At 44.3% G+C, this 12,308-nt stretch carries 3 protein-coding genes; 2 read left to right on the forward strand and 1 reads right to left on the reverse strand.

Annotation, left to right across the window (positions count from 1 at the left end):
• The first annotated feature begins 2 nt into the window (after positions 1-2).
• Positions 3-848 (forward strand): hypothetical protein, encoded by an 846-nt coding sequence (locus tag ACYVD4_RS11905; protein ID WP_460945770.1) that lies wholly within the window; start codon positions 3-5, stop codon positions 846-848.
• A gap of 192 nt (positions 849-1,040) precedes the next feature.
• Positions 1,041-1,958, forward strand: coding sequence for an IS982 family transposase (locus ACYVD4_RS11910; protein WP_460945772.1), 918 nt, complete (start codon positions 1,041-1,043; stop codon positions 1,956-1,958).
• A 489-nt stretch (positions 1,959-2,447) separates the two neighbouring features.
• Here the strand turns inward: ACYVD4_RS11910 and ACYVD4_RS11915 are convergent, their stop codons facing one another.
• Positions 2,448-11,993 carry a PKD domain-containing protein gene (locus ACYVD4_RS11915; RefSeq protein WP_460945774.1) on the reverse strand — a complete coding sequence of 3,182 codons (9,546 nt, stop codon included), beginning with the start codon at positions 11,991-11,993 and terminating at the stop codon, positions 2,448-2,450.
• Between the last annotated feature and the right edge of the window lie 315 nt (positions 11,994-12,308).

The following is a 12,308-nucleotide window of genomic DNA, read 5'->3' on the forward strand; positions in this document are numbered from 1 at the left end:
ACATGAAAAATTACATTTGTCTAAATCACGGAGAATGTCATTGGGCTGACGAGAATCCTCCAAGAGAATTTACACTTGATGATGGAGACATAAACTGTCCAAACTGCAATAGCACTAATATTAAAGAGAAGCCTAAATCTCCCGGCCCACCGTGGAAAAAAATTGCAGGCGTAATCGGCGTGCTGTTGCTCATTTTAGGGATTATTTGGCTTATAAAGAAACCAGACCCAGACCCTTTAGTTCTGAATGCTGAACTAGATTGTCAAACAAGATTAATTACATTATCAACTATTGGTGGTAATGAAGATTCAATAGTTTACAGAGTTGAAGGACTAAGCCCTAATCAACGTGGTAACGAATTTATTATTCCTGATTCACGACGTAACAACAACGTGTTTTTGGCTTATGCTGTCCAAAATGGTATAGAAGTCAGCAAATCAATTACCTCTGAATGTTTAAATCCGGTACCGCTTTTATTGAAAGCCGAATTGAATTGTAGAGCTAGACTGATTACACTAACGCCTGAAGGAGGAGACAATAGCTTAATCACATACAGTGCCGAAGGACTAAATTCAGGCGCAGCGAAGAACGTATTTAGGATACCCACTAATAAACGTAACGGTACCATTTTTACTTTCCATGCCACTCAAAATGGAAAAGTAACAGAAGCACAGGTAAGAATGGATTGCCCGTCAATAAATCCACCTGTTCAATGGTCCCGTGTGGTAGGAAGTGAATTTTGTGATCCTCCGACTTGCACTTTAATTTATAGTGAGATTGATAATTTGGGCCATACTAGAGAGCAAAGAATAAATAACTACACTAAGTGCTGTCCGGCTTATAAATGAACTAAGCTGTCTAACATAAAGAATTATTTCAACGTCTGCTAGCCCTGAAATAGATTTACATTATTATTGATCCTAAAATTAACGTGAACTATGAGATTATTTAGCTGATAGACAGCATTTTAAGGGGCATATGAGCCGAAAGGGGTAGTTTTGAGGTGCAAACCAATCAAATTCTACTTCTTCTGAACTCATATGCTGACTGAAATTTACGTTGATGTCGATGACTTTTGCAAAGCCAAGATGACTCGGATCGCGAAGGCCCTCCACCATTGTGGCGCTTATAAGAAAGTCCACCCTAGCCAACTCACCCTAAGCGAGGTGATGACTATTCTGGTTTACTACCACTTGAGCCCTTACAAAAATTTTAAAGCCTACTACACCCGCCATGTCTGTCAAGACCTCAAACGAGACTTTCCTGATGTAGTGAGTTATGACCGTTTCGTGGCTCTGATTCCTCGAGCACTCATTCCCCTAATGTTGTATCTGGCTTACCGTTGCCAGCGGAGTTTGCGCACCGGAATCTACTACATTGACGCCACGCCACTGGCGGCATGTCACCCCAAACGTGCTCATCAGCATCGCACGCTGAAAGGCTTTGCCGCTTGGGGAAAGACCTCAGTAGGTTGGTTTTTTGGACTCAAAGTGCATCTGTTAATCAATCACTTAGGCCAGATTGTCCATGTTCGTATAAGTAACGGCAGTACACATGACGCGCATCCAAAGCTACTTTTTGACTTAACGAACGATGTGGCCGGTTGGGTATTTGGTGACAAAGGCTACTTACTCAATGTGGAGAAGCAGGCCTTTGTCGAGTACGAGGGTCAAGTTTTCTTTTGGGCCAAACCACGCCAAGGTATGAAAGCTCCAGAGTTGCCCTTGGCGGCCAAACGCTGGGCTAAAAAACGGAGCTTAATCGAGACCGTTATTGGTCAAACCAAGGGCGTTTGTAACCTTGAACACACTCGTCATCGGTCGGCTTGCAACGCGTTTGTGAATGTATATGCTTCGTTAGTAGCTTATTCATTTTACGAACGTACCCCTGTGGCCAACGTCGATTTGAGCGATCGCTTGCTAGTGGCTGGGGAGTCTAATTGGGTGCTAGCAGCTTAAAAATAATCTCATAGTTCACGTTAAAATTAGATTGTCAGTTTACTCCGAAATACTCAACTATGCTCACCTTGAAACACGAGCAGTAGCCCGTTGGCTACGTTCGGGTACTTTGAAGGCTGGTAACAACGGCATAGGCCGCCCTACGCCAGTGGAAGCATTCGGCGCTGAGCTACCGTATACCTTATAAAAAAGAATCTTATTTTCCATAAGGTATACGGTAGAAGCTTAACGAAAATATCCACAATGCTATTATAAGTTCAGGATTTCGTTCAACTGACTGAAGTTGAGGAATTTGCAACTGTCTGTTTTGATTGGGCTTTTGACTTAATTAAGGTAGTTTGGAAGAGACAATTTAGGTAATCGTCTCTTCCAGTTTTCATTCCTTTGTCTAATTTTATCTGACGACGTACACTCAATGTATTATTCACGTTAAGATAGTTCCTAACGAAATTTCCAGTCAAATGTAGCAGCTCCAAACCTACGCTTCTCTTAAAATCCGACCCTAAGTTTAGATCCCGAAGAAGATATTATTTTCCCATTGGTCCCGTAAATAATAGCTTTGCAATGAGAAGTACTATTAATTGGTAGAGTGACAGGATGTTCAAGCATTACCACGTTGCCCGTAGTGGGTACGACACCACAAGTCCAGATTGTTGGATCATTCCATTGCCCAGACTTGACTGTTGTAAAAAGACCTTTTATACTACTTTGAACAGTAGCAGTTGCTGTGTTACTACAACCCCATTCGCTGTTACCAATGTTAGCAGTTACTGTGTATGAACCTGGTACAGTAGCACTAATGCTAGCTCCAGTAGCTATAAAACCAGCTGGTCCTCTCCAGCCATAATAAATAACATTGTCTGGGGAGCTGGCTAACAGTCGGATTGCAGGATTGCTGCATGTAAGAGTAGAAGAAGTTGGACTAATGGCTAAATCTGGCCGAGGATATACCGTTACGTTTTGCATAACGGACTGCCCGTTTTTCGTATATGTAATTGTATGAGTACCTACTCCTGCTTCAGAAGGATAAAAATAATTGCCTGAAATACCTGGGCCACTGAATGTACCTCCAGAAGGTATACCCACAGGTATTTGAAATCCTGAGTTAATACAATTGTTTTGTAAATTTGTAATTCTCATAGTTTCACCGCTGCCAAAATAAACAGTTACCACATCTGTACTAAATAAAATCCCATCGCTTGTGATTAGCAAGAAAGAATATGTTTTCCCTCGATCAGCTTCATTAAGTGTAAAAGAGGGTGTGGCTGAAGTTGGATTGCTAAGCGTAACCCCATTAGGTGCTACCCAGTTGTAGGTTATTACATCTCCATCTGGGTCAACAGAGGCAGTACCATTTAAACGGACGGTTCCGACAGATGCAATAGTCATACTCGCCCCTGCATTTGTAACTGGTGGGCGGTTTGGCGACAGAACCGTCCAAGAAACGGATGCTGTTCCTGAATTCGTTCTTCCACTGCTGTATTTGCTAAAATTCTTAATATCGAATGTTAACTGATACGTTCCGGCTATTGAGCTTATGGTATTAATTCCTCTGATTGTATACAACGTATCATTCAATGGTTCTACACTAAGACTCGTTGATGGGATGAGAGTTCCATTTCTGCGAAGTTGAATAGCATTCAGAAGACCTGCGTCATTTAGGAGTCGGGAGGAGACGGCAAGCGAGATTGAACTTACCTGCGTCGATAAAGTTTGATTTTGGGCAAACTGCCATTGCGCAAAGAGGGGAATCTGATCTAAATAAAGCACTTTTTCAGTTGTTACTGTACTGCCATTTGCTCCAATAGCCTTCACCCTGATGCGCGTATTGCCACCCGTAGTAACTGTGACGAACGCAGTTCGATTACCCGCTACTACATTGAGTTGATCTGATAAAATAACTTCGCCACTCAAGTCAACCTGCGAAATAGTTACTTTTGAAGCATTAGCATTTAGATTATAACTGAGTGTTAGAGATTGGCCAGACGTAATGCCATCAGTAGACGAAAAGCCTAGATCAGGAATAACGCTAAGGTTCGTAATGGCAATCGAAGAAGTCCGATTGGCAGTCCAGGTAATTTGTCGTGTGCCGGTTCCGGCATTGCCGGTGCTGTCCTTCACCTCTGCTAAATTGACCGTAAACGTATAAGTCCCCTCCGGATAAGTCAATAGGCCGAAATTACCCACCATCCATGTTCTTGGGTTTGTATTCGATAGTTGTGTAAAGGAAAGAGGCAAAGTTTCGCCATTTCTAGAAAACTGAAAAGCAGCCGTATTTAAACCCACTACTCCTTCGTTGAAGGAAATATTAATAAAGGGAATGTGCTGCGTATCAAGGCCTCCTTGGGCTGATTTTTCCAGAATTAGCACCGTAGGTCCAATATTATCAACAGTAAGACTGATGGATTGAGTTTGCAGTCCCGCGATCTGATTTTCCGACTTGATGTTGGGGAGGTCAACTCGCAATTCGTATGTGCCGTTCTGGGTTAAAATAGTTTGCAGGCCAGCCAGACTAACCAGTTTGTGATCCTGGCTTACGGACTCAATCGTCAGTGAACCGGCCTGCTGAATCCCATTCTTGTAGATCGTAAAGCGGACTGGTGTGATTGTTGACACGTCGATGGGAAGATTGAAGAGCAGTTGAATGGTACTATAAGCAGAAGCTACGTGACTGGGAGGAATTCCCTGAAAAGCCTGAACAATAGGTACATTCAGAAATTGCGACCAGCTAACCTGTTTCCCCGTCGTTCCGGAAATACCATAACTGTCTTCAACATTAGCGGCCTGAGCAGTAAGGGTATAAAACCCATTGCCTATTGTGATCGCCGACAGATCAATATTAAAGGAGGCTGAATCAAGTTGCGTAATGACAACCGATGAATTGATCAGGTTCGGCCCCCCCTGTAGCGTCAGACTCAGGTCTTCATAAGTAAACGTAGCCGGGTTAATACGCTTATTGAAGTAAACCTTAAGGTTCGTTATCTGAGTAGATGCGGGCTGCGGGGGGGCTCCGGTAATACTGTCCACTTTAGGTACATTCAGATTGACGGGTTTCCACACGACCGTATACGTAGCAGGATTGGTCGAAGCAAAGCGATCCACAAGATGAAATTTGTTTTCATAGATCGGTGCCCGACTTACTGGCAACGTGACAAAGGTGAGCCAAGCATTATCCAGCGGAATAATCTGACCATCACTGCGAGTTACACTAACTAATGTATAAAGTCGGTTGCCTGGATCATTTAGTTTAATATAGTTAAAACCTGTATCGGACGGCGTTACGGTCAGCGTGGTTGTAAATACTGGCGCTGACACTGGGATATTAAAGCTCCCGCTAGCGGCTGGATTTACTTTAGCCGTTCGGTTGCCCTGCGAGAAATAGATGATGTCTGGTCGGTCAGCTACGTCAAAAATATCATTGACCAAAAAGTCGTTGATACCGTCGTCCTGATTACCGTAAAGCCGAATACTTTTAGTCAGCTCATGCAATTTGACGCCTTGTACTAAGCTGAGATTTGAATTGCCAAAACTACTGGTGTGAACGACTTTAGCTTCATAACTGACAAATTTCCCAAGCAACGAACTGGTAAAATACCATTGTCCAATCTGAGTTTTCAGTGCTGGAATCGTGCCAAAATTGATATTCGTAACTCCTAACTGCTTCGGTTGTCCCTGAAGTTTAGACCCTATTAAATTGAAATTGATCGCCAAGCCTTTTTCGTTATCGACAATTTTAGGCTGAGCAGAGGAGATCACCATATTGACTGCTGGTCCATAACCTTTATTCTCAACCATGACAGCCAGCTCGGCAGGAACCGAGGGTTCTATTTCAGGGGAGGTCAGCGCGTCGTCACCCAAAATATTCCGTTCCATGAAATAGTGCAACATGAGGTTGGGACTTGGATTGATTGTAATTGGAACAGCGACTAATGGCAACGTGATCATTGCCTTTGCATAGGGATCCCAATAGGTTACCGAGCCTCCAAACTTGTAAATCTTAGGCACTGTTGGTGCGGCTCCTAATTCAGGAATAAACAGGTATTTAACGGATCCTTTTTGTTGGCCATTAATTTCTCCTGATCCCGTAACATTAGCAAGATTCGTAAGGCTTTTAGTCTGAATTTCAAAGAGACCGTTACTGGGTGTTCCGTTTTCGTCTGTTATCTGGATGTTAACCGAGATTGTCTTCATGGCATCCGTTGGGTGACCGTTGGTTATTTCCAGTGTTCCCTCGAATGCTTCGCGTGTCATGGTCAGTTTCTGGTTAAACTGCACAGTGACGGATGCACAAACCTCATTTTTTTGACCATCGATAATTTCGAGAAGAGACTTTATCGACTCTTTGTGCATATCATCAATAGTTTGAAATCCTTTATTAACTGACTGATTATGAGATGTGATTAAAGCAATTACATAAACATCAACCTGATTCCAATTAATTATATTGGGGTATTGAGCATTAGGAGCAAAGACGTTGTTATTTTTGGCTTCTATGGAAGTGTTCCAGCGGGTAAAAAATGCTGAGAGAGCGGCTGGTTGTATATCATACCCAGCCATTGCCGCGATAATATTAGTTTGAACAGTTGAGGGGATAGGCGTTAGATCGTTTAAATATGTTTTGACTAGAGGAAATAAAACTTTCCAGCCTTCCTTATCAATCATATCTCCAAAATACTCAGACATCCAACTTCTCAATCCATTATATCCCTTCAATACAACTTGTAGATTATCGGAAATTTCCTGAAAAACTGCATTTGGTAATTCTCCAGCGCTTTTTCTTCCACCACTGCTTTCGGTACCCTTGCACTTTTCTAACTCATCTAATATGCCCTTTAAACACAGCAGTTGGCTTAGCCCAGGTACCAGTTTTGCTAGGTTATCTTTGACTTTACCTTTAATTCCATCGACTGCACATTTTGCTAATTCAGCCCCATAGTTAGGTCTGGTTCCGTCGAGTACAACACCAGCATAGCATATCAGTGGACTAACCAAGTCACCACCGGGAAGACAACCTGCTACTGCACCAGCTACACCTGCGATACATTCTACACAACTTTCCTTTTTTGGCCCAACTTCTGGAGTCGGCTCAGCCCTTCCCCCGCTTGGAACTCCACTCGATCCTGAGCAGTTAGGACATAGAATAGCTGCTCCAATCTGCCCCATGGCAACCATCCCAGCTACCCATGCGTCATAAAGCGCAGCATATTGCGCAGCGGATATTGTTCCTCCTGTAGTGCTCACCCCTCCTCCGGGTCCGCAATTCCGGCCTCCATAGTTAAATGGGAATACGACTCTATCCCATAATCCAGTTGATAAATTACATTTATATGTATAGGCCGTACCTACGTAGCCCGCACATGGAGCCTCATTTGAAAGTGCGCTTACTCTGCCACCGCCACTTCGCCTACGCATAACTACCGGAACCTGGATACTCTGCTTGGCAAAAAGGTCAGCCGGTGTATAATTTGTCACGAATTCGTATTCAGGATCTATAGTGGGTAAATCTAAGGTTACCTGCTCTGCGGTTATGAGTCCGTGGTTAGTGAGGGTGATGTAAAACGGATAGTCTTGTCCTGCCGAAAGTTGGGGCATGGTTTTTGGCATATCCATGGTCACTACCGGCGCAGGAACGTTGGTTTCAAATTTGCTTTCAAGTACAACCTCATATTGATCCTGCACTGCTGTAGGCACCACCGACCAACTGAACGTTATTGCCTGATAATTTAGAAATACAGTGGATTCAGTTGTTCGAGCCGGGTTGATTTCCAAGACATTGCTGTAGGGAAGATGCTTGTCTTTTTCTACCGTAATTCGATGTTTACCTTCAGGAACATTGGGGGCTGTGAATACACCTTCAGCATTGGTGTAACCCTCTGCATATACTGCTCCTGTAAAATAATTGGTAATCTTGACAAGTGCGTCTTTTACTTTTGGTCCTCCCTCGCCATAATAGGTGAATTGATTGGTAACCGTAATTCTCGCCGTTCCTGAAGATTCAGAAACCTTTTCGAAGGTAAAAGGAATGGTGAATGAATTACCGCTTGTCGAGTTGATTCCTATGTTACCTGTTATAGGATAATTAAATGGGACTTCGTTCAATGCAAGAAATTTCAATATGGCGGCTGTCGAGTCTCCGGGAGCTAAAGAAGATAAAGTTTTAGCTGTAATACTACTGAGCCAATTTACCTTTGGGAGGCTAATGTTTATGGGACCAGTTGATCCCTTGCCCTTATTAATCAGTTTGATTTCGATCTGACGCTCACCTGAGCTTTGGGAGACACTGGCCCGAATAGCTGGCATATTAGTGACCAGATAGCCGTTAGATGCCTGGCAATAATAATAGATGTTCGTGTTTTGGAGGATTCCTTCGTCAGACTTTGCCTGGAAGACTGCGATATCAAAATTATTCCCATCTGTTAGTAACGATCCGCTAATAGTATAAGTGATATTCGCTGACGCACTAGCCGGTAATGTTGGTAAAACTGTAAATTGTACAGATGCTCCATTTGGTAAGGTTAGTGGTGACAGTGTAAAGTTGGTTAAATTTCTGCCGCTCCGATTCTCTACCTGCAACGCACTGCTCAATGTTTCGTTCAGGGTGGCTGTAAGCTTAACCGGATTACCTCTATTGATGCGAATCCCCAGAATATCAAATGCATCTTGCTCAACTGTCTGATTTAAGCTTGGGGAGCTTGCTCCAATAATAAAATGTCCTGACTCGTTAACTAATGGAGTAAACTGGGTCGAGTAGTTGCCTGAGGCATCCGTCACGGCCGAAATATTACGTCTAATACCTTGTGTGATGACGTAAACTTCAACGGGCATGTTAGCCGCAACTGAACCGTTACCTTTTGTTGCAGAGCCGGTGATGGGAATAGTACTTCCTTGCATAAAATAAGCTGGGCCAACTACGGCGTTGGCAGTGTAGCTTGGCTCAATGATTAAGCTGCTGGGCTGAGATACGTTATTAGTGAACAAAAGCTCGGTCAACGTAGCGTCTGGATTGACCCAGAAAAGTATTTTGTAAATTCCCTGAGACTCCGGGACTTTTATCGCGTTGGGGAGTATTTTGATTTGGCCGACTGGGACTGATTCATACAATACATCTTCTGAAATTAGTATATCTGACGCATCGATGACGTTATCTTTCGACAAATAACCTCGTACTAATGTACCACTGGGTGCTGTTGCAGAACCCGTATTCTTTATAGAAACCTGACAGGTCAAAAGGGATGATGCCTGAACACTTGGGCCACTCAGTTGAACCAATGGAATCTGCAAATCCGGCTTGTTTTGATCTGTAACGATAATCCATATTGAACCAGATGAAAAGCCGCTGGATGTAGCTGTAAGATATACTTGCTGATTTCCATCAGTTGCTCCATCATTTAACGTAGTAATCGGTACGTCGACAAATGATTGTCCAGTAGGAATGTTAATAGTTGCGGGAAGGGTTGCTTCGGTTAAATCAGAGGACGAAAGCGATACGGTCAGTGCATTCGTGTTTGAAGTATTCCGCGTGATTCGTAATATGCCTGCGTTGGAAAGCCCTTCGGATAAGGTTTGCTGAGTAACTGTAAGTAGGAGAGATGGTCCATCGTTGTCATTCACAGCCAGAGTCGCCGATACTGAGCCCGAAGATGTTGGAAGGGCATTACAATTACATGATGATACAAACAACGAAGCAGTGATGGCAAGCAGACGCTGACCATCAACCTGATCATTGTCAATAACGCCAATCGTGAACGTCTTTTCGTTTTCGCCAGCTGCTAACGAAATGGCCCCTGGCAGAATAAGTGTATTAGGTAGATTTGCCGATAAATTAGCCGTAAAGGCAATAGAATTACTACCTGTTACTCGTCGGAGCGTAGCCTGGGTAGCTGAAAGACCGCCTGATTCGGATATACTATTAGTTTGCAGAACGAGTGCTAAACCAGGTATATCGTCATCATTGATTTGAATTGTCTGATTCGCTGGGGTATGATTAGATGCTCCAGCGGTGATGCCTACTGCCAAGTCAATTTCAGGAATGTTGTCCTGTACTAACGTAACAGAGACATCTACTGTGAGCGCACCTGCTGTGATTGTGACAGAAACTGGAACTGGAAAACGAGTCGGATTACTGGATTGCAGAAAAACAGATAGGGGGCTGGAGGGCGCTAAATTCGTTCCTACTTTAAAGCGCACTACCTGTCCTTCCGTGGCAGTGGCCGGAAGATTTGTAATTGACAAAGTAGGTAAGTCATTATCAATGATTGCCAGATCAGTCTGGTTGCTCTGATAACCCGTTGCTGAAACCTGTAATCGATCCGTTGCCTGTCCATCAACAGTATTGTTGTTTGGAACGGAAACTGTAAATGAGATGCCGGACTGACCAACTGGGATAACGACGGAAGTTGGGAACGAAAATCGAGCGGCATTATTAAAGCTAACGGTTACAGTGAGTGCATTTAACAGTGAACCTGTTCGGCTGACGGTTGCCATAATACCAGATACATTACCTTCTGTGATCTGACTAGAAGACAAGACAAGAGACAACTCTTTTTTGATGGTCCAGCTGTTTGGTTGAACAGCAATGTTGTTGGTTTGTGTCCCTGGTGTTTCCATCGTTGCTGAGCCTGGCACTACTTCCACCACAAAAACAGCTTGATCGCCGATGAGCAACTGAGCAGGAATAATTAAAGCATCACTTCTGGCAATAGTCTGTCCAGAATTTAGAGAACTATTAGTTGAAAAACTAACTTGTTTAATTAGGGAGCGATTCTCACCTGACGGGGATTGCATATAAATACGCTCCGTCCAATTGACCAGCGAAGCAGCAATACCCTCATTGGCAATCGTCCAGGAAACTGTAATGACATCGTTAAGCCCCACGCTTGTTCGGTTAGAGCTAACGTTTCTAACGGCCAGATCAGATCGTTGCTCATGAACAATAAAGCTCTGTTGCTGCGGAGTGGCTGGATTGTATACTGTATTCCCAGGTTGTCGGGCTTCAATAACAACTGTACCGGGTGCGGTCAGCGTAAGTGTGTTTCCGTTCAACGTAGCTGGGCCTGATATGACAGTGAACGTAACAGGTAAACCCGATGTAGCTGTAGCGGTCAGGCTAAAAGGCGGCTCTCCAATCGTCCTTGCGGCAACAGAAGAAAAGGAAATGTTTTGACTGCGCTTTAAAACCTGGAAACTGCGCTGTATCTGAGCAGGTTTGAAAGAGTCGTTTCCGGCTTGATAGGCCGTTACGTTTACTTGTCCAACGCTACCAGGAAAGGTAAGAGTATTACTCGTTAGTATTGCTACGCCCGAGGCTGGCTGTGTGTTTATAGAGAAACTTACAGGCAGATCAGACGTAGCGTTGGCAGTAAGCACTACTGTTTCGTCAACGTACTTATTCGAAATTTCGGCGAACGTAATGGTTTGCTCAACTTGTGTGAGTTGTTCTACCCACGGAGTAAATTTCACTTTGTTCGATACCTTATTTCCTGTTCCATTGGGATTAAGCGCTGCATGAAAAGGTCCGGTCGGGGTACCCCAGTAACTGTTTCGAGCGTCAAGTGTATCGCTGCTAACGTTATTTACGCCATACGTTGAGTTGCTGTAGATTCGGTTATTTTGAAGAACAGGTTTGCCTGCTGTATTATAAAAGCCTGTCGAATTCCCGAATATATTTGATGAGGAAATAGTTAAAGAGGAAGCATTATTTGTAATTCCAGTTTCCTCACTGTTACAAATAGTTGTGTGAATTATACTAAGTCCTGAGGTAGAGGTTGATATAGCATTCCCCCCCCCGCTGATGTCACCCATCTGGTCGATGCGTACGTAATCCAGCACCGAAGCTGAACTGCCCGCGTTGAAAAACAAGGTGCCCCCATGGGTGGAGGTGGGGCTCATCTGGGGGTTAGCCTTGCCCAGAAAGCGGATGGAGTCGGTGGCTGTGCCTTGAGCCAGCAGGGTGCCGTTGATCTGCAGACTGGCATTGTAAGCGGGTGCCTCAATGGTCACTCCGGGGGCAATGGTGAGCGTTTGGCTCTGCGCCACCGTGAGTCCGCCTGATGAGAGCTGGTAGAAGGAGGTGGCATAGCCCAGCTTGGGCAGGAAGGCATTTTGGGTGATCGTCTCGGTGGTCAGCAGGACGACGGCCTTGAGACTGGAAAAGTTTTTGGCTCCCCCTCCCCAGCTCACGATGGCGTCCTTCTCACTGTTAGTCAGGGTGGTGTGGCGAATGGCTGGTGTTTCACCCGATGTAATGACCACTGCTTTACCCCCCCCGCTGATGTCACCCATCTGGTCGATGCGTACGTAATCCAGCACCGAAGCTGAACTGCCCGCGTTGAAAAACAAGGTGCCCCCATG

This window comes from Spirosoma daeguense (genome assembly GCF_054776875.1).

Bases quoted from the DNA above. Each gene is read 5' to 3' on its own strand.
- ACYVD4_RS11905 (WP_460945770.1), top strand. From the start codon at position 3: ATGAAAAATTACATTTGTCTAAATCACGGAGAATGTCATTGGGCTGAC.
- ACYVD4_RS11910 (WP_460945772.1), top strand. From the start codon at position 1,041: ATGCTGACTGAAATTTACGTTGATGTCGATGACTTTTGCAAAGCCAAG.